Genomic DNA, 20,056 nt, shown 5'->3' on the forward strand with positions numbered 1-20,056 from the left:
CGGAACTGCGAGACAGGACACCGACATGACCACCGATCTGAATATGGATGAGCCGCACGAAGTGAACGCGGTCGCCGACAAGCACACCGGCGCGATGACCACGATCACCGGCGGAACCAAAGCGGTCGTCCGCGAGTTGGTGCCGACGCATCGCCCGCAGTCGGAACTCGACCTCGCGATGGAGGGCGCGCGTACCTGGGCGACGAACACGATTGTGGACGCGTTACCGCGCGCGGACAGGCAAGCGCAGGCGATTTCCGACCACACGAGGCAAACCACCGGTGTGCTCGCCGCCGCCGATACTACGGCCGGCGACCAGGTCCGGCGTATACCGATCTGATTTCTGATGGAGCCCGAGCGCAACAGCCCATACTGGAATGCCATTGTCGGCAACAAATGGCCGGAGATCCCCCCGTCGGACTGGAGTGCGCTCGAAACGACGGCACGTGAAGGTGCGGCCGCGATCGATCTGCTCGAGATAGATCAGTACCGTCGCGCTTTCGACGACCGGGTGCGGTCGAGTGTCGGCTTGCAGGCGGTCAAGGACGACATGCTCCGCCAGCGCGCGCATCCGCAGGCTTTCGCGGACGCGCTGAACGCGGCAGCCGACACCTTCGGGCACTTCTCGGATCTGGTGTACCGGACGCGGAATCAGATCCTGGACATTGTGGAACGGGCGACCTCGCGAGCCGAGTCGGCATCGCGCGCGGCGGAGAATACCGAGGATAAAGAGGAGGCCGAGGCGGCCAGGGCGCGGATCCCCGGCATCATCGCCGCGGCAAAGGCAGAGGTCGAGGACGTTGCGCGAACGGCGTTGGGTTCGATCAGCCCGTCAGGCTTGCCGAGCCTGGCCGTCATCGCCGACGTTTTGGGCATGCCGGGTCCGTGGGAGAAAGAACCACAAGGCGGTTCCGGTGGGCCAGGTAGGTCAGGTAGGCCAGGTAGGCCAGCAGACCGCCACGGCCACCGCCCGGCCACCGAACACCCCGGCAAACACGATGACGATGACGATGATTCGTCGGCACCGCGGCGACCCGGCCCGGCGAGGCCGTGGCCGCTCGACCCGATGGCGCCGAAACCCCGTCTCGACGATATTGTCGGACTGCCCGAGCATCAGGCACAGGATCGTCCGATATCCGACGTCGATACCGCGGACCGCCCGGCCGATGCTCCGGCCGCGGGTGCTCCTGTGCTTCAGGCCTCGAATGTCACAACGCCGCACACCACATCGCCCAGTGGTAGCACCACAGCCACCACACCGGTCATGCCGGTCGTCGGTCACGATGGCCACGCGGACGCCGCGGGGAGTGGATCGCCGCGCCCACACGTGGTGGAAGCGAGTCCGGAATCTCCCGGGGCCGCGCACGACACCGACGATGCCGACGCTCCGGGTTCGCCGCTTGCTACCGGTGCATCCAGAACACGTGACGAGACCGCCGGGGCGTCGGCCACCGGGCCGCAGGCGGGCGCGGTCCCCACGGACGCGTTGATCGCGGCCGGACTGGCCATGGCCGACGCGGACTCGGCGCCGCCGATGGCGCTGCCCCTGGTGACCGCGCCGGGCGCGTCACCCGGGTCGTCGGTGTCCATACCCGCCGCGCAATCCGGGTCGTCGGCCCAGGGCACGCAGTCAGGGTCGGGCATACCGCAGTCTCCGGCTCGGCCGACGACTCCCGCAGCCGAATCGAAGGCGCCGTCGGTGGTGCCGAAGGTTTCAGCAGGCGTATCCGCTCCCGCGCCCAGCACCGCCGCGCCCGGGGCAAAATCGCAGCCGGCGAACCGAGATGAGGCGAACCGAGATGATCAGCGTGCCGATGCCGAGCCCACGGACACCGGCGGCAGCAACGAACTGGTCCGCGATGCCGTAGGTGCCGCGATGACCTTCGCGGCGGCGCCGTCGTTCGTGCTCGGCGATCGGGTAGATGGCGACTTGGTGCTGGCACGCACGATTCTGAGCGGCGTGCTAGCGGCGGTCGATGCATCGGTGGTCGGCATCGGGTGGGCCGTTTCGGTGATGCGGCATTCCGGCGGCATCAGCGCTTTCGTGACGTCGAACGAAGGTCGCGGCTGGCTTCCCGCGGGACTGTATCTGCCGCGGGGGGTGTCCACGCCCTGGGTGTGGGAGGTCGCCGAAGGATCCGGCTGGGAGGGCGTGGCCGACCCGGCACGGGTGCTCGCCGAATTCGCCTTGGCCTGGGGACGCAAGTCGGGCGCTAATCTGGCAGCGCTCGCCTCGTCTGAGCCGATCGATGTGAACATGCGTCGCCAATTGGGCGACGTGCCGTCGGCAGGGGAAGTCGGTGCTTCGTCGGCGATGGATCTGAGTGCACCACGCGCCGGCCTCGTCGATCGTTTGGGCCTGGTCGGGGCGCCCGCGCTCCTGGATCGGGCCGCCGCCACAACGGCGGCCGAATTCGGCAGACGTTGTATGGAACTTGCGACGGACGCGCATGTTCGGCTCGGTCAGTCGGGCTTGGGGTCGGTGGAAGCATTCGGGGCGCCCGGACTGCGCGAGCGCATCCTTCTTGCGCTCGGCCAGGGACGTCAGGTGTTACCGGACTGGTGGGACGAACTGCGGGATGCCGATGATCTGCTCGCAGCGACGATGTTGGCGCATCGGGCGGATGTGTCGGCGGTGGCGCTCGGTGAGTTGCGATCCGAACAGTCCGCGGACCGATCGGGGCTGACCATATTGCGCGGCATGATGTTCGAGCGGCGATGCGATGAGCTCGTGCTGCTGCTGGAGAACCCTCCGACGCGCCAATCGCTGCGCGATGTGATGTACACGCATGCGCAGATCGTCGGGCATCCATTCTTCGGAGCGCCCACATCTCCTGGCCCGGCACCGGATACCACGGTGGTCAGGCGTCCGACCATCACCGCAGGACCGGGACGATGAGGAGGAATTCGCTCCCGCCTACCAGGCGAAACAGGGTGCGGCACAACTAAATCGATCTAACCACGGGTAAACAGTGAGTTATCGCAAATCCCCAGCCGTGGGAAGAATTGACAATGATGAGGTCATTGGTGGGAAAGGAGCCTGATCGCGCATGACGAACAGCATGGAGATCGAACCGGCGGTGCTGCGTCAGCTGGCTGAACAACACCGCCAGGTTGCGCGTGACACTCGCGAATGGGCCAAGCCGCCTTATGACTGGCTGGCCTCCTTCCTGCCCACCTACGGCAAGATCGCTTCTCCGGTCCATGACGCCCTGGTCCGTTACTACGATGCCCGCCAGCGGGCAGGCGAAGCACTGGCGCTGGAACATGATCACACCGCCGATTCGTTGGTCGCGTCAGCGCTCTCGTATGAGCAGCACGATCAGGAAATGGCATCGAGCATCAAGCGGACCCTGGAGCCCGGTGACGGTTCCGGACCCTCACAGCTGACTCAGCAACCTCCGGCGGTCGGTGACTCGCCGGCCCCGAGCGCCCCGGTGCCGCCGACCGAGGTGACACCGGCGGGCCCCGCGGCCAACACTCCGGTCGGCGCGGGACCGGATGCACCGCCCGCACAGGGACCCAGTGCGCCCACGTCCACGGGGGCGGGTCCCGGAGGCATGGGTCCCGCAGGGACGGGTGCCGGAGCGCCGGATGCCGGAGCGCCGGGTACCGGAGCGCCAGGCGGCGCGGGCGTTCCAGGGATGGCCGCGGCGACTCCCGATCACGCCGGTTCGTCCACTGCGCCGACCGGGACGGGCGCAACAGCGACTCCGCCTGCCGGTGGCCTGACCGCTCCGCCGTCCGGTGCGGGTGCCACGCCTGTTGCCGGGCCGCCGCTCTACACACCCATGGACGATCGTGCCGTGGCGGCGCCGCCTTCGGGCGCGAGTGGCACGGCGGACGGCATGCCGGTGCCGATCCAGACGCCATTCGGGGCAGCGGTCGCCGCGGCCAAGGACAAGGCGGCCGAGCCGGCTTATGTGGTCGGCGATCCGGTGAACGGCGACCTGGTGCTCGCCAGGACCTTGCTTGCCGGGGTGTTGGCGGCTGTCGACTCCCCGGTCGGGATGGCCTGGGCGGTAGCGGTGTTGCGCGGCCCGGCAGGACCTGGCGTGTTCATCACCTCGAACGAAGGCCGTGGATGGCTGCCTGCGCGGCTGTTCTTGCCACGTGAGGTGTCCACGCCGTGGATGTGGGACGAACTGCTCAGTGGTGACGACGAAGGTAGCGCGTCGCCGTGGGAAGGTGTGTCCGATCCGGCCCGCGTGCTCGCGGAGTTCGGTCTTGCCTGGGGTGCCAAGGCCAACGCCACGCTGTCGGCGATTGTCTCGTCGGGGCCAATCGATCCCGGTCTGAGTTCCCGTCTGAGCAATGTCGCGATGGAAGGGCTCGTCGGTCCGGCCTACGACGTCGACCTTCGCGAGTCCACGCCGGACACCACCGACCGACTCGGTCTGACGGGCTCGACCGCGACCCAGGATCAGGTTGCGGCGGTGCCCGACTCGCAGCTGCGCGCGCAGAGCATGGAATTGGCGACCGACGCGCACGCGCAGGTAGGACGGTCCGTGCCGTTGTCGGCCGAAGCCGCGGGATCTCGCCAGCTGCGCGAACGGATCCTGGCCGACGTCCAGTCGGGTCGGCCGGTGCCGCGGCAGGTCTGGGACGAATTGCGTGATGCCGATGACCTGATGGCGGCATCGATGCTGTCGCGGCGAGTCGATGTCGGCCGGGTGGAGTTGGGACAGCTACGTGTGGACGCCGAGGTCTCGGCGCTGCGTGCCATGGTGTTCGAGCGTCGGTGCAACGAATTGGTGTTGCTGCTCGCGGAAGAATCGACCACGCAGACCCTGCGCGACGCCGTATACGCACACGAACAGATCCTGGAACACCCGGCGTTCGTGCCAGTTCCTGCCCCGGTCGCGACGGCAGCGCCCGAGCGGGTCGAGCGTCCTGCTGCTACGGGCGTGACGGCTCCGGGGGCGGCTGCTCCAGGGGTTACAGCTCCGGATATCGCGGGGCCGCCCGCAGGCGCTGTGGTCGCCCCGACGACACTGCCTCCGGTTGTCCCGCCCGGCGCGACGTCGGACCGGTAGAACCAGGGGTTCTTCACCAGAGTGCTACTGACCTGGACAGTGCTGGTCAGCGGAAGCCTGCCGCGGGAGCGTCCGCGGCAGGCTTCCGCGGTGGTAGCCGCTTCCGCCACACCGCCACCCGTTGCGTCAGTTCCGCCGACCTGAGGTCGACGGGCGCAGCGGTCGGTTCGTCAGTGGCCGCACTTTGCGACTTCCTCCGGAGACAACAAATGCCGGTCGTCGATAGACGACCGGCATTTGTCATTGTTGTGTCTACGCCTCGACTGCGGGATCCGATTCCGGGCTGTCGGAGTCGGACTCGGACTCAGCGCTCGCAGGCTCGGTGGAGCCCGGTGGTGTCTGGCTCGAATCCTTGCGACGTGCTGCCGCAGGCACCCGGATCGAGGGCAACGCCGGTGCCGCGGCCGCAGCTTCGCCAGGCGGTGCGGCTTCCGCACCCGGCGCCGGTGCCGCACCTGGCGCCGGTGCCGCGGCGGCGGGTTGCGCCGCTTTCTCGTCCTCGCGCTTTTGCTCCTCGTCCTCGCGCTGTTTTTCCTTGTTTTCCGCGTCGGTCTTCATCATTTCCTGCGCCAGCGGCATCAAAGCCATCGGGAGCATCATCGCCATCGGGGCGAGTGACTGAAGCGCGCCCGCCAGACCCCCGCCCGCGCCGCCTCCGGAACCGCCGCCCCCACCCCCGTTGCCGTTCCCGGAGTTCCCGTTCCCGTTCCCGTTGCCGTTCCCTTTGCCGTTCCCGTTCCCGTTCTTGTCGCCGTTGGCGTGTTCCTCGTTGCTCTTGGCGGCCTCGGTCACCAGGTCGTACACCTTGTCGACGGCCTCGGCGACCTCTTTCAGCAGGGACGATTCCTTGGGCGCTTTCAATGTGGCGCTGCCCTGCGACTTGAGGTGGCCGTCGAGCTCGGTCACGATGGTTTGGATATCGCGCAGTGTCTTGTCTTGATCGGCGGCCACCACAATGGCCGTCTTGAGGACCTCTTTGTCGAAGGACTGCAGGGCTGCCTTCCGCGTCTCGACCATGTCGAGGGCTTCCTTATATCCGTCGGTCAACTTGCTTTCGCCGAGGTGTTCATAGACGACGGGGCGCAGCAGATCGTCCACCTGCGGCGGCGGCTTGGTGGTGCCACGACCGAGTAGGTCGACCGCGGATTGGATGGCGGCTTCGGACATCGTGATGAAGGCTTTGAGGCCGGCCGACGCACCAGGGGGCTTGGTCAGCTTCACCGGCCAATAGTTTTTGCCGACCGTATTCGGCAGGGGCTTGTTTGCGATTACCGCCCGCCGTGCCTTGGCTGCGGCCTCCGCCGACACCGGCTCGGACACGAGTGCCGCAGTCGCCTTTTCGGCTTCGGTTTTCGCCGCCTTCACCGCCATGCGCCGGCACCGCCTCTCTGGAGTCCCCTCATTGTCATCGCTTCCCATCGGTGGGGAGTGCTGCATAGTTGAAATACGTAAGTACCTCAGGGGTCGACAAGCGCCACTGCGAGGCGGCGCAACCGTGTCCGGGCAGGATGTGAAAGGCGGTCGGTGATGCGCGATGGCGAGTCGGTCGAATGGCACCGACACTGACTGACGACCTGCATGGGGTGCTGCAATCGCTACTCGGGCTCTACGGCGAAGGCCAACCAGAAGCAGGTCGAGCGGCGACAGTGAATGCACTGGCTGCCGAATTGCGCTCTCATAACGGAGCAATTGCGACCGGCTATACCGACGCACGCGGTATGCACACGTCGCTGGCCGAATCGTATGCGGGTAAAGACACCGTCGTGTTCAAAACCGTCGCCGAGTCCGGCGACGGCACCGTCTCCGGGCGCGCCCGTCTGAACGAGCAGATCGCGGAATTTCAGGCGCGCGTGCGCGCAATCGCCGCGGTGGGGGATACCCGATTCAGTGGTCCGGCCTTACTGGATGCCGCACAGACCACCATCGCCAACGCCACCAAACGAGTCGATGCCGACGTTGCCGAATCCCGCCAAAAGGCAGCGCACATCATGCCCCCCGCGACGGCGAAGCCCAGGGTCGGCCGGCATTCGGCGCCGGTGCGGCGTCGTCGTCGGAGTCGAACACGGTCGGCATCGTCGGCATCCTCCCGCTCGCGACTGCAGCGTCGCAGCATGATCCCGTCCGATGGGACAAAGGGCAGCAGCGCGGTGAGCGCTGCGAGCGCCTGGCTCGGAACCCCGTACGTATGGGGTGGCGGCAATAATCTCGGTCCGAGCGGCGGCGGCTTCGACTGCTCAGGCCTGACCCAGTATGCGATTGCGCAGGCCTCGCACGGGGAGGTGGTGCTGCCGCGCACCACTTACGAGCAGATCTACAGCGGGGTCCGGATCGATCCTCGTGACGTCCGGCCCGGTGACCTGGTGTTCCCCGGCAGTTCGTTCAGTTCCCGAGGACCCGAGCACGTCCAACTCGCCGCGGGCAATGGCATGGTCATCGAGGCGCCCTACACGGGCGCGACCGTCAGCTGGTCGCGCATGTCCAATGATGCCATCGTCGTACGAGTGCTCTGAGCCAGCGGTCGTGGAGGGGAAGACCGGGTGGCGATAGAAATACCGAGTGAGGTTGTCTTCTTCCTCAATATGGTCGGTGTTCCATATCCAGACATCAATGAAGACGATGTCAAGGCCCTCGCGGAACATGTGCGTACCTTTGCCACCAGCGTCCAGGACACGCACGAATCGGCGAGTGGTGTGGTCAAGGACATGGGCTCGGTGTACTCGGGATACTCCTACTCGGCACTGGTGTCCACTTGGGCCAGGATGAGCACGACTCATATGGCCGATCTCGATCGTGCGTGCCATTTCGTCGCGAAGGCGCTGGAGATCGCGGCCGAGGTGATCACTGTGGTCAAGGTGGTAGTGCTTGCCGAGCTTGCGGCGTTGGCGGCATCGTACATCGCGGTGATGTTCACACCGGGACTCCAACCCATGGCCGCCCCGATCGGGATGTCCGCGCGCAATATCTGTTCGCAGATGCAGCAGATGCTGGTGGGTTACATCGTCGCCGAGGTGATCGGCAAGGCGATCGAGCCGCTCGAGAAGACCATCGAGGACATGATCAAGGGCGTTGTCTACGACGCCGCGAGCAACCTGCTCGGGGTGCCCGCCGATGCCGTTTCCGAAACGCTGAGTATCGACCCCGATGAGGTGCAGCGCTACGCCAAGGTCCTTGACGAGCATGCCGACGACATCATGAAGCATGCCGCGACCTTCGCCGCGAATGTGGCGCCGTTGGACTTCACCACACCGGCCCGATTCGACCAAACCCCGAATTCGACAACACCGGAGCACCGGGTCACCCCGTCCACATCGATCGGGCCGGCCGATACCGGACTCCTCAGTAGGCCGAATACTGGGTACGAATCTGGTACCGGGTACGAATCGCGCAAGGGGTTCGAGTCTGGCAACGGATACGAATCACGCCCCGCGGCGACAGCCCTTCAGGCCCTTCAGGCATCCGACCGCCCTGCCCCGAACGTCAATGACGCGAGCGATGAACGTTCCGCAACCGGCGCCCAAGGACCGCGCACCGGTGACTCGGCGCAGCCGGCCCCGGAGGCGGCGCAATCCGGCGGTGCACCGGCGCAGGCTTCAAGTGCGCCGAGCCGACTCGGCGGAATGCCTGGGGATGCGCTGCCGGTCGGCGATGCGGAGCGCGGTGACGGTGGTCGGAACAATGTCACGAACCCCGCCGTGAGCGCCCTGGCCGATACCGGTGCGGCCGGCGGTCGGGCGGGCGCGCCCGCGGTCGAGCTGGACCACGCGACGAACAGCTCGGGGCCTGCGCAGACGCCGGTTGTGGCCGACTCGTCGGGTGCCGCGCTCGGTGGGCATACGCCGTCGACTGGACACGGGGCCGACCAGCCGCACGCGGCGTCAGACTCGGCACCGGTCGGCGGAGCACCGAGCTCGCCTCCGGCGGGGCGTGGTGCGGCAGGGGGAGCGGCGACGCCGTGGGGGCGCGCCAAACCCTCGAAGGCAAAGGCGTCGAAGTCCTCGAAACCGCGGCGGCCCAAGCGCATCCGCCCGACTGCGGCTGCCTCGTCCGCGGACCGCAAGCCCGGAGAAACACCGTGGTCGAAGGTCGGGCGCACCCCGGACGTCGCCGCAACGGTCTTCGCACCGAAGGTTTCGGAACCCTCACCTCAGTCGCACCCTGAGCACGCCGCACAACAGGATCGTGACCGAGAAGACCCCAAGAAGGTCGCCACTCCCGGCAATACGCCGGTTACGCCGCGCGTGTCGGCGCCGACTGTCACCGCACCGGAAGTTGATATTGCCGACCTGCGCAGACCAGGGGTCTAGTGGAGGTAGCCACGCGGAGTGTTCCCAGTGGTGGAAATTTGCGTGGCGGGGAAATCGCGGGAACGGTACAGGGGGATTCACTGCCGTTTCGCTGAGAGAGTCGGCCCTAGCGCCGATATGCACCTCGCAGTGGCCGGCGGCGTGCCGGCGCTACCGGCCACTGCTCTTGAGGTCAGATCGTCGGGATGAGGGACCGCGATCCGCCCTTAACTGTACTCGGATCTGTCGGAACGTTCAATAGTGTGCACTCAATCAGCGGCAAGAAATTTCCGGCCGAGATCGAATGGGATACAGCGCGGCGGCTGGTCGCCGGGTTGCGGCCACCAGCCGCCGCGGATGGGGTCATCAGAAGTGGGATGCCTGCGACTCCGAAAATCGACCTTACCGTCATGTGACGGTACGTTCAAGGCTGGTCAATGTGCGGATAATGCTGAGCGTCGAGGGTGCGCGGAATCTGACATGACTGCTGTGAGACCGACAGGATCCCGATGTGGTGTTCCAGCGATCACCGTCTGGCTGGAGGCGGATGGTTTCCAGATTGTGTCCGTAAAAGCATCTCGCGCTCTTCCAGGTCGCGGAATGGTCGCCGATGTAGCTGGCCGGTACCCGGGCGGTGCGTGGATGGTCGCGTCGACATCTCTCCGCTCGGTATGTCTCTGTGCGGGCTTTTGTCGGATCGGAGTCGATGCGCCGCCGAGTCGGCAGAATCTCGAATGAGACGCGACACGACTTCCCAGTGTTGGGAAGATTGCATGCATGGGGTCCGCCCCTCGGTAACTATCGTTTCTCTGAGGCGAGATCGGCGGAAGGAAGCCCGAATTGTCAGCGGCCGAGGACGCGTTCTACACAGGGGTACAAAGTTTGGCGTTGGTCGCAGGCGGTGTTCGCAACGAGCAGCACGCGTCCGCAGCGTTCCGGGCGGCCACCGACCTCGACCCCGATATGTGCGATGCCTGGTTGGGGCGCGCGATGGCGGGCGAGGTCACCGAGGAGGTGATCTACGGCGCCTACCGTTCGGTGCACAACCTCTATCGCGATCAGCAGCGGGCCGGTCTGGTCGATCGCGCGCTGTGGTGCCAGGTCGAGATCGGGATGTACGGCCTGCGAGTCGCTATGGCCGATCGCGATCAGATCGCTATCGCACAGGCGTGCTCGTACGCGCAGAGCGGGGAATGGCAGGAAGCGTCGGTCATTCTCGACGAGGTGCCCAGCGACGATGTCTCCGACTTCGTTCGCATGTCGCTGTACTACCGAACCAAGCGGTGGACGGATGTACTGGCCGCCAGGGAAGCGCGCCCGACGCTCGAAGACGGGCTGCTGGACATCGCGGCCGAACTGATGTCCACCCAGGCGCTCGCGCACCTGGGGCGCATGGGTGAGGCCCTGCCGCGGGCTCAGCGGATCGTCGAGGACAGTTCCTCGGGAAGTCTGTCCTACATCTGGGCGGACGCGCACTTCCTGCTCGGAATGTTGTTGCGGCACAGTGGCGATCACGAAACAGCGGACAAGATCCTCAAGGGACTGCAGGGTTCCGGGTTGTGGCAGCAGCGTGAGGAATGGCAGCGCGCGGTCAAGGACAAGAACTACCGGCTCGAAATCGCCTCCGCGGCGGTTATCGCCTCGCGCACCGACATATGGGATCCGGCATCCGGCGATGATCCTGCCGAAGTCGCGGCGTCGGCGGCTAAGCAGGAGCGCGACACGCTGCTCACGGAGGCGTCCGAGCTGCTCCAGGCGCAGATCGGCATGGACTCGGTCAAGGAGCAGGTCGACCGGCTCAAGTCCGGGGTGCTGATGGACCAGGTGCGCGCTAAGCGTGGACTCGCCGTCGACTCCAAATCTCAGCACCTGATCTTCTCCGGCCCTCCCGGCACCGGCAAGACCACCATCGCCCGCGTGATCGCGAAGATCTTCGCTGGGCTCGGCGTCGTCGAGAACTCGGACGTGATCGAGGTATCCCGTAACGACATGGTCGGCACCCATCTCGGCCACACCGCACCGAAGACCAACGCGTTGATCGACTCGGCGTTGGGTGGGGTGCTGTTCATCGACGAGGCGTACACGCTGATCCAAGAAGGACTTTCCGGTGGCGACGCGTTCGGTAAAGAGGCTGTCGACACACTGCTGGCGCGAATGGAGAACGACCGCGACAAGCTGGTCGTGATCATCGCCGGGTACGAGGATCAGATCGACAGGTTCCTGGCCTCCAACGACGGCCTCGCCTCCCGGTTCACCAAGCGGATCCGATTCGCGAGCTATGACGCGCGCGAGCTCGTGCAGATCGCCGAACACATTGCGCAGAAAAAAGATTCGATCCTCTCCGAACAGGCCCGCGAGGTGCTGCGGCTGCGCTGCGGGGAGTTGGCGGATCAGACCAAGAACGGCAGGCGACTGATCGATCTCGCCGGCAACGGCCGTTTCATTCGCAATGTGGTCGAAGCTGCCGAGGCCGAGCGTGACTACCGTTTCACCAGGGACAATGTCGATGTCGTTTCGATGACCGACGAGGAACTGATGACGATCGATGCGTTCGACATCAGTACTGCGCTGGAAGGTTTGGCGCCGGCCGCTCGGGTGTGACGAGCATTCGTAGCTAGCTCTATCGAGTAGCCGTGCGCCACCTTCGAAGGTGGCGCACGGTCTTGTCTTCTGGGCAGCTGACCGACCGTTGCTTTGTCGACCCTTCCATTTCCCAATTGTGGGAAGTCACGTGACGGTTCCGCGGCTGCCCGCGACTAACGTTTGCCGCAGTTCGGCGGAAGGAACCAAAACCGGTGGCGCGCTTTCGGGTTGTGACCAAACACCAGATTTCTGGTTGGCGGTTTCTGTTACGGCGAATCGAGCATGCCCTGGTCCGCAGGGACGCCTCGATGCTCGATGATCCACAGCGCGGGCGGTCCACCGCGTTGTCGATCGGCATCGCCGTCGTCTGCGTCGTCATCGCGGGATCGGCGGTCATGGCGTTCTTCAAACCTGCCAAAAAGGTGTCGGAAGCAAAGATCGTGTCCGAGAAGGACAGTGGCGCGCTGTTCGTGCACCTCGGACCCAAGTTATATCCGGCGTTGAACTTGACCTCGGCGCGGCTGATCGTGGGAACCGCGGACAAACCGGTGCCGGTCTCGCGCGACGAGCTTGCGAAGTATCCGCGCGGGCCCTTGGTCGGCATTCCCGGCGCGCCGGGCAACATTGTCGACAGCGACGAACGGGATTCTTCGTGGACGGTGTGCAATGCCGCGAAGACCGGTGCGTCCGCGCCGATCGACCGGGCGACCGGCCTGCCGACCCTGCGCGAATCCTCGGTGCGCACCACCGTCATCGGCGGTCCGCTCACCATCGATGGTGACGCCAACCGCAAGCTGGCCGACGGTGAGGCCCGGCTGATGCGCGACGACACGACCACCTGGCTGGTGTATACCGACAGTGAGAAGGGCGTCGTACGCGCGGCCATTGATCTGCGGCATACGGCCGTCGCGCTGGCATTGGGAATCGACGCGACCGCCCCCGTGATGGCCGTGTCCAAGGGGTTGATCAACGCCATCCCGGAGATGCCGCCACTTCGCGTGCCGGAGGTGCCCGGTGCGGGAGAGCCCGTGACGTTCACTTCGGGATTCACCACACCGGTCGGTTCCGTGCTGACCGTGACCGCCCCCGATCAGGGCGCGTCCTACTACCTGGTCTCGCAATCGGGCGTTGTTCGGGTGACTCCGGTCTTGGCGGCGATGATCCGCAATGCCGACTCGCAGGGCGCGCCCGCCACTCGGACGGTTGGGCCGGATGTGATCGCATCCAATCTGCGCCCTGGCTCGTGGCCGGGAACGGCGACCTATCCATCGCGTCCGATTCGCCTGGTCGATCCCCTGAAGTCGGAAGTGACGTGTCTGCATTGGTCGCGCACCGGCACCGACCCCAATGCCGCCACCGAACTGCTCGTCGGCAGACAGCTTCCGCTGACCAAGGAAGAGCAGGGCCGAGCGGTCGATCTGGTGACTGCGGTCCCGTCTGGAGGGCGAACCGCGGACGCGGCGTATATGCCACGCGATACCGGCCGTTTCGTCCAGGTGACCGGCGCCGAGGCGGCATCACCGCTGCGTGAATCGCTGTACTGGATCTCTGACAGCGGCGTTCGCTATGGGGTCGACGCCCAACAGGCGGGAACCGGACGCGATCCGACGCTGACCGCGCTGGCATTGCGGACGCCGGTTCCCGCACCGTGGCCGATTATCTCGCTGTTCGCGGTCGGGCCGACGCTGTCGCCAGAGAACGCCAAACTCGCACACGACAGCATCACACCGAACCAGATCGTCGCAGGAATGGGCGGCCCTTCGTGACAACCACTCGTCGATTTGTCCGGCCTGCTCGCATGGTGCGTGGCCCCAAAGCACCCGCGGTGACCGAGCTTCGCTTGCAGCCACCGACCGAGCTGCCCAAGCCGGTGCCGGCGTCACGCATGAAACTGATCATGCCGGTCGTCATGGTGGCGGCGATGGGCGGAATGATGGTCATGATGTTCCGCGGCGGTGGCGGCGCGGCCATGTCGCCGATGTCGATGCTCTTCCCCATCATGATGCTGGTGTCGATGGGCGGCATGATGGGTGGTGGGGCTGCTGGTGGCGGTGGTGGAGCCGCCAGCCTGAATGAGGAACGCAAGGACTATCTGCGCAGCATCACCGACAACCGCAAGACCGTGCATGAGGCGGAAGCGGAATTGTACGCATTCCTGCGCTACACCCACCCCGGTCCAGCCGAGATATCCCGGCTGGTCGGTGGGAAGCGGATGTGGGAGGTGCAGGTCGCCAGTCCACAATTCCTACGGGTGCGCATGGGTCGTGGCCGGATCGCCAACCAAGTGCGGGTGATCGTGCCGGAGGCTGCACCGACCGCCGATCTGGATCCGGTCGGCGTCGTCGAAGTGACCCGATTCGCCAAGGCCTACTCCACCGTCGGCGGGATGCCGGTCGCGATCAATTTGCTGTCGGCGCCGCAGGTCGGTATCGATGGTGACCAGGTGAGGGTCGCCGATCTCGTGCGGGCGATGATCGCCGAGGTCGTGGTTCTGCACGGCCCCGACCAGGTCGCGATCGCGGCGGCCTTGGCGGAACCAGACGCTCCGGAGTGGTCGTGGCTCAAGTGGCTGCCGCACACCCAGCATCCCGATGAGACCGACGCGATCGGGTCGAGTCGAATGGTGTATCACAACGTGGCGGAACTGCGGACGAAGGTCTTGGCGGGCCTCAATCGCGGACCTTTCTCCGCGAACTCGCAGCCCACGCTCGATCGCAAACATTATCTCCTGATCGTCGATGTGCCGGGACCGGCGAGCGACCGGGATATCTCCGGCATCGACGGCTGCACCTGGCTGCGGCTGGGTCCTGCCGAGCAGAGCCTGCCGCGAGCGCTGAAGTTCACGCTCGACGATGACCGGACACTGCACGAAGTGGGTCCGCGCGGCTTGCGGCGAGTCGGACAGGCGGACGGGTTGTCGGCGCCGGCAATGACGGCGTTGGCACGCAGCGTGTCTCCGTTCCGGCTTTCCACCGTGGTCGAGGCGGTAGCCGCCGAGCAAGCCAGCGGCGGTACTTCCTGGGAGGAACTGGTCGACGTCACCGACCCGGGCGCGATCCGGATAGAACGGCAATGGCCGCTGCGGCGCGACAGCGACCGGGCGCGTTTGAATATTCCGTTCGGCTACGATCCTGCCGGCGGGGTCGTCTATCTCGACATCAAGGAATCCGCCGAAGACGGCATGGGTCCGCACGGTATGTGCATCGGTGCTACCGGCTCCGGTAAGTCGGAGTTCCTTCGCACGCTGGTGCTCTCGGCAATAGCGACGCACTCGCCGGATGCGTTGAACCTGCTGCTCGTCGACTTCAAGGGTGGCGCGACCTTCCTCGGTTTCGACCGGCTGCACCATGTGACGGCCGTCGTCACCAATATGGAGGAAGAGGCCGATCTCGTCACCCGTATGGAAGACGTGATCAACGGCGAAATGGCCAGGCGGCAAAGGATTCTGCGCGATGGTGGTAACTTCGCCAGCGTCGCGGACTACGAGCGCGCCCGTGAGCAAGGCGCGGATCTTGCGCCGATGCCCACGCTGCTGATCATCCTCGACGAGTTCGCCGAACTGCTCGAGCATCATCCGAGCTTCTCCAAGCTGTTCGTCGCCATCGGCCGGCTCGGGCGGTCGCTGCGTATTCACCTGCTGCTGGCGTCGCAGAAGGTGCCCGCCAGCCGAATGGGTGAGCTCGAAGCGCACCTGTCCTATCGAATTGCTCTGCGCACCAATCAGACCAGCGATTCGCGTGATGCCATCGGTACAGCAGATGCCTATCACCTTCCGAAGAAGCCCGGTGCGGGCTACCTGCGTGTCGGTTCGGGTGACCTGCAACGATTCCAGGCCGCCTACGTTGGTTCGCCCTACGTGGCGCCGGTGCAGGCCACCACGGCTACCGCGCAGCGGGTGCGGCGAGCCGGCGGCGGATATCGGCCGCCGCAGCGTTTCACCGCCGCGCATATCGTCGAAGTGCGGCCTGTTCCTGCTGCTGAGCCCGAGGCGGTCGCACCAGAGGTGGAAACCGATGGCGATGTGGTGACCGTGATGGAGACTGTCCTGCAGCAGTTCGCCGGCCATGGCCGACCGGCGCACAAGATGTGGCTACCGCCGCTGACCGTGCCGCCGACATTGGACCAACTGTTGCGCACGGTGACGCCGGGATCGCTGCAGCTGCCGCTCGCGATTGTGGACAAGCCGCGCCAGCAGCGCCAGGACGTGTGGACAGTGGACCTGTCCGGTGCCGGCGGTCATATGGCCGTCGTCGGCGGCCCGCAGTCGGGCAAGTCGACCGCACTGCAGACCCTCGTCATGTCGGCCGCGCTGACGCACACCCCGGAACAGGTCCAGTTCTACTGCCTCGACTTCTCCGGTGGTCTTGCCGGGCTGCGAAATGTCCCGCACGTCGGTTCGGTCGCCACCTCCCGGGAGGTCGATCGGATCCGGCGCACGTTCGCGCTGATCACGAATCTCATCGCGACCAGGCAAACGCTGTTCGGCGACCTGGGCATCGACTCCATGCGAGAGTTCCGGCGTCGTCGTTCGGCACCTCGGGAGTCGGCGGAACTCAATGCCCGCGGCGATGAACACGGTGACGTCTTTGTCATCGTCGACGGCTGGGACATCGGGTTCGCTGTCAGTGGACCGTTCTTCGACGAGTACCTCCCGTTGATGGAATCGATTGCGCTGCAGGGCCTCAACTACGGCATCCACTTGGTGGTCAGCAGTTCGCGATGGGCGGCGATCCGGCCCGCCGTCAAGGACCTCCTGCAGACGCGGCTGGAAATGCGGCTCGGCGATCTCACCGACACTGTCTTCGGTGCGCATCGACATGTCGTCAACGCAATCCCACCGGATCGACCAGGACGCTCCATTTCCGCCGAAGCCCTGCACATGTTGACGGCGTTGCCCCGTGCCGACGGAGTGGGTGAAGCGCAATCGGTAGGTGCGGGCATGGCTGCCACGATCGAGCAGTTGACCCAGTCCTATGGGGGTCGCAGGGCGCCCGTGGTGAAGTTGTTGCCCGCCCAGGTCACTTTGGACGAAGTGCGCGCCGGCATTCCCGAGCCGATGACGCTGGCGCAGCGCCTTGTCGTACCGTTCGGGGTTCGGGAATCCGATCTGCGACCCGCCACCATCGATTTCGGTGTTTCGAGCCATCTGGTCGTGCTCGGGTCTTCGGGGTCCGGTAAGTCGACAGTGGTCGCGGCGCTGCTGGAGTCGATCCGTCGACAGTTCGACCGGGACCAAGCGCGCGTGCTGCTCGTCGACTATCGCCGGCATCATCTGGACGCCATCCCTGATGACCAGTCGGTCGGGTACCTGACCAGTGAGCGCGATGTGCTCGAGGGCCTGCCACCGTTCGCGGAGAAGATGCGTGGCCGCCGCCCACCAGATGGCGTCACCTCGCAGCAGCTCAAGGATCGTTCCTGGTGGTCAGGGCCGGAGATCTTCGTCGTTGTCGACGACTACCACATGGTCGCGCAACGTGGTGCGCGCAATCCGCTGGACCCGCTGAAGGACATCATCGTCGACGGCCGGGACACCGGTCTGCACGTCATCATCGCGCGCAATATCGCACAGGCCGATACCGCCATGTACGACAGCGTGCTCGGTCAGATCAAGAACTTGAACTCCTCGGGCCTGATCATGGACGGTTCGAAGCTCGACGGCATGCTCATCGGTGACGTCAAGCCCACGAAGCAGCCGGTTGGCCGAGGCATTCTCGTCGAACCGCTGCATTCCAGGAAGGAACTCGTGCAGTCTGCGTGGTCGCCGCCACGGGATTGATCCGTGGCCAGAGTCACCGCCGAGTCAGGTTCCCAAGATTGGGAATGGCTTAGCGTTCTTTCTGTACCGCTCGATAAGAGTCGGCAGCAGTCGTAAGGAGAATTCAATGCGCCCTTTCGAAGCCGTCACGGAGCTTATCGCCAGTGCTGGAGCCCAGCACGGCGTCTCCGAAACGGGGCTGACATCAGTTGTCAACACAGCCTCGCCCATGCTAACGCCGGTGCCGGCCGGATTCGATGAAGTCAGCATGAACGCGTCCGCCGCGTTCAGTGGGCTGTCGGTGCCGGTCGTCGCGACCACCGTTGACGCACTCAACAAGTGGATGCGTGGCGCCGAGGTGCTCGTCCCGGTGAGTGTCGCGTACGCCCACACCGATACCGGTGCTGGCTTCGAGGTCACTTGCAAGGGCTCGGCTTTCCCTGTGTAGCGACGTAAGCAGACTTGGAGCCGGATCATGACGTCACCAGTGGACATCGCGGTGCAAGCGGCGCTCGACGGTGTGCTGGGAGCCCTGAAGGGAGTCGTGCGGACGCTGGCCAACCTCCCGTCCACCTCCGCTTTCGGGGCGCGACCTCCCGAGGTCAACTCCCTCCTGCTCAGGACCGGCTTCGGGGATAAGCCCATGCTGAATACCGCAAACGGGTACGCGGCACTGGCGGCGGCACTGAACGCGGCGGCGGGTAGCTCGGATGGCTCGACCACCGCCATGGGGGTGACATGGCAGGGGCCGTCGTCGGAGAATGCGCAGGCGGCCTTCCGCAATCACGCGTCATGGTTGCGGAAACAGGCTGGCGTCGCAACACAGGCCGCGACGTTGGCCACTGGCACGGCAGCTGCGTACAAGGCGGCATATCATGCTATGCCGGACTATTGGTGTGAGATCCTGCCGGTGCAGACGACAATTCTCGAGCTGTCAGCCGCCAGCACGGTGTCCATGAATGCCACCGCGATACCCCTCACGGTCGCCGAGATCGAGTACGCCGTCCTGTGGATCAGGGCCGCGATGGCCATGGTTGGCTATGCGGGCGCGACGTCAGTTCTGATGAACGGGATGCCGACGCCAACCGTCCCGCCGTCCATCACTAGTGGTGGTGGATCCGATCCCGATGTGTTGAAAATATTCAATGATGTGGGGGTCGAGAGATATAATCCGCCGTCTACCGACCGAAAGCTGCCAAGCGATAACGGCACCGGAAACGGAAACAACAACGGCAACGGCGACGGAAACGGCAACGGCGACGGAAGCGGCGACGGGGACGGAAACGGCAACGGCGATACGAAGCCCGGCGAAACCACACCCGATCCTGGTCAAACCGATCCCACTCAGCCACCCGATTCGGTCTCCGAGGGGGACCAGGCGGCGTCGGACATGGATAGGGCCTTGTCGTCCATGAACGACTCGTTGGCCGATCCTTCGGGTGACGGTAGTTCCCCGTCGGACCACGGCTTCCTCGGAACGTCGGCCTACTCGCCGACCCTGGTGGGACTGAACGGCGGCATAGGTAGTTCCGTTGCTCTGGGGATGTTCCGTGGCGGACTCGGATCCATGCCTGGTGCTTCGACCGGATTCCGTATGCCTGCCAACTGGTCGCTCGGGCAGGGCACGGCCTACGGTGCCTCACCGATCAATTCGGGCACCGCACCCGCGTCGCGCACTGCGCCGCGTGGGGCGACGGCGCCCAAGGCGAATATGCGCCGGCGGCGAGACAAGGACCGCGACAGGAAGTCGAAGGTTTTCGTTCCTGGGGAAGCTCAGGACGTGCCGGTTCTCGAACAGCCACCGGTCGTCGGCGTCATCGAATACGACGATGCCGATCGGAATGACGATCACATCGCCGAACAGGCGGTATTGGTCGGTGTCATCGAGCGTGCCGACGAGGATCAGGCACAACTGCTCGTAGAGCGTCCCCGGTGATGTGCACCGCGGCCGAATTCCATTCGATGGAGAGGAATAGCAATGACGAGTTGGACAAATGTCGTTCCCGCGAAGGTGCAGACCGCGGCGAACAACTCCACTTCCTGCCTGGGTGAGCTGGAGAGCCATCTCAACGGTCTTTCGAGCGCCCAGGATGAGCTCGAGGTGGCGGTTCGGGGCATGACTGGAACTGCTATCAGGGAGACGCTCACCTCCGCGTACCAGTCCGGTAAGTCACTTGCGGCGACCTTGCAGGAAATCGTCGACGCGCTGGCCGATTCCGGTGTCCAGATCGACGCCCACGACGTCAATGCGGCTGCCGAGTACAAGCAATTCGGCGCTGACGGCAGTGTCTCGGAGGGTGACGGAATGATCGGTGCCCAGGCTGCGTCAAAGGTCGACATCAAATCCTGGGCTTGAGTTTTGACTCATCCACAGACTTAGAGATAGCGAAAGGCGAAAT

12 protein-coding genes are annotated in these 20,056 nt (G+C 65.3%); 11 read left to right on the plus strand and 1 reads right to left on the minus strand.

The annotated features are described in order from the left end of the window. Nucleotides 1–25 precede the first annotated feature (25 nt). From AB0M74_RS07180 to AB0M74_RS07190, 3 genes are all read left to right on the plus strand, one after another. Complete coding sequence (locus AB0M74_RS07180; protein ID WP_364902612.1) at nucleotides 26–340, plus strand: hypothetical protein; 315 nt, start codon at nucleotides 26–28, stop codon at nucleotides 338–340. Nucleotides 341–346: 6 nt separating this feature from the next. Continuing rightward, complete coding sequence (locus AB0M74_RS07185; protein ID WP_364902615.1) at nucleotides 347–2,899, plus strand: hypothetical protein; 2,553 nt, start codon at nucleotides 347–349, stop codon at nucleotides 2,897–2,899. A 151-nt stretch (nucleotides 2,900–3,050) separates the two neighbouring features. Beyond that, nucleotides 3,051–5,036 carry a type VII secretion target gene (locus AB0M74_RS07190; RefSeq protein ID WP_364902618.1) on the plus strand — a complete coding sequence of 662 codons (1,986 nt, stop codon included), beginning with the start codon at nucleotides 3,051–3,053 and terminating at the stop codon, nucleotides 5,034–5,036. A gap of 252 nt (nucleotides 5,037–5,288) precedes the next feature. Here the strand turns inward: AB0M74_RS07190 and AB0M74_RS07195 are convergent, their stop codons facing one another. After that, the gene (locus AB0M74_RS07195) at nucleotides 5,289–6,407 is read right to left on the minus strand and encodes a hypothetical protein (protein WP_364902621.1); all 1,119 of its coding nucleotides are present in this window, start codon (nucleotides 6,405–6,407) and stop codon (nucleotides 5,289–5,291) included. A 179-nt stretch (nucleotides 6,408–6,586) separates the two neighbouring features. Between AB0M74_RS07195 and AB0M74_RS07200 the strand changes: the two genes are divergently transcribed. The 8 genes from AB0M74_RS07200 (at nucleotide 6,587) to AB0M74_RS07235 (ending at nucleotide 20,013) form a co-directional block, all read left to right on the plus strand. Then, a complete protein-coding gene (locus tag AB0M74_RS07200) occupies nucleotides 6,587–7,546 on the plus strand; it encodes a C40 family peptidase (protein ID WP_364902624.1) in 960 nt (319 codons plus the stop codon). A gap of 27 nt (nucleotides 7,547–7,573) precedes the next feature. After that, a complete protein-coding gene (locus AB0M74_RS07205) occupies nucleotides 7,574–9,340 on the plus strand; it encodes a hypothetical protein (RefSeq protein WP_364902627.1) in 1,767 nt (588 codons plus the stop codon). A gap of 819 nt (nucleotides 9,341–10,159) precedes the next feature. Beyond that, on the plus strand, nucleotides 10,160–11,920 hold the full coding sequence (gene eccA, locus AB0M74_RS07210; protein ID WP_364902630.1) for a type VII secretion AAA-ATPase EccA: 1,761 nt from the start codon (nucleotides 10,160–10,162) through the stop codon (nucleotides 11,918–11,920). A gap of 212 nt (nucleotides 11,921–12,132) precedes the next feature. Then, the gene (gene eccB, locus AB0M74_RS07215; protein WP_364902732.1) at nucleotides 12,133–13,668 is read left to right on the plus strand and encodes a type VII secretion protein EccB; all 1,536 of its coding nucleotides are present in this window, start codon (nucleotides 12,133–12,135) and stop codon (nucleotides 13,666–13,668) included. A gap of 59 nt (nucleotides 13,669–13,727) precedes the next feature. Then, nucleotides 13,728–17,678, plus strand: coding sequence for a type VII secretion protein EccCa (gene eccCa / locus AB0M74_RS07220; RefSeq protein WP_364902633.1), 3,951 nt, complete (start codon nucleotides 13,728–13,730; stop codon nucleotides 17,676–17,678). 106 nt (nucleotides 17,679–17,784) lie between these two features. After that, entirely contained in the window at nucleotides 17,785–18,105 is a 321-nt protein-coding gene (locus tag AB0M74_RS07225; protein ID WP_364902636.1) for a PE domain-containing protein, read from the plus strand. Between the two features lie 27 nt (nucleotides 18,106–18,132). Continuing rightward, entirely contained in the window at nucleotides 18,133–19,593 is a 1,461-nt protein-coding gene (locus tag AB0M74_RS07230) for a PPE domain-containing protein (RefSeq protein WP_364902639.1), read from the plus strand. 42 nt (nucleotides 19,594–19,635) lie between these two features. Beyond that, a complete protein-coding gene (locus tag AB0M74_RS07235) occupies nucleotides 19,636–20,013 on the plus strand; it encodes a hypothetical protein (RefSeq protein ID WP_364902642.1) in 378 nt (125 codons plus the stop codon). Nucleotides 20,014–20,056: the final 43 nt, after the last annotated feature.

The organism is Nocardia sp. NPDC051463 (assembly GCF_040681975.1).
Classification (GTDB): Bacteria; Actinomycetota; Actinomycetes; order Mycobacteriales; family Mycobacteriaceae; genus Nocardia.

Excerpts from the sequence above, each read along its gene's own strand:
- AB0M74_RS07180 (WP_364902612.1), top strand. The coding sequence starts at position 26 with ATGACCACCGATCTGAATATGGATGAGCCGCACGAAGTGAACGCGGTC.
- AB0M74_RS07185 (WP_364902615.1), top strand. The coding sequence starts at position 347 with ATGGAGCCCGAGCGCAACAGCCCATACTGGAATGCCATTGTCGGCAAC.
- AB0M74_RS07190 (WP_364902618.1), top strand. The coding sequence starts at position 3,051 with ATGACGAACAGCATGGAGATCGAACCGGCGGTGCTGCGTCAGCTGGCT.
- AB0M74_RS07195 (WP_364902621.1), bottom strand. The coding sequence starts at position 6,407 with ATGGCGGTGAAGGCGGCGAAAACCGAAGCCGAAAAGGCGACTGCGGCA.
- AB0M74_RS07200 (WP_364902624.1), top strand. The coding sequence starts at position 6,587 with ATGGCACCGACACTGACTGACGACCTGCATGGGGTGCTGCAATCGCTA.
- AB0M74_RS07225 (WP_364902636.1), top strand. The coding sequence starts at position 17,785 with ATGCGCCCTTTCGAAGCCGTCACGGAGCTTATCGCCAGTGCTGGAGCC.
- AB0M74_RS07230 (WP_364902639.1), top strand. The coding sequence starts at position 18,133 with ATGACGTCACCAGTGGACATCGCGGTGCAAGCGGCGCTCGACGGTGTG.
- AB0M74_RS07235 (WP_364902642.1), top strand. The coding sequence starts at position 19,636 with ATGACGAGTTGGACAAATGTCGTTCCCGCGAAGGTGCAGACCGCGGCG.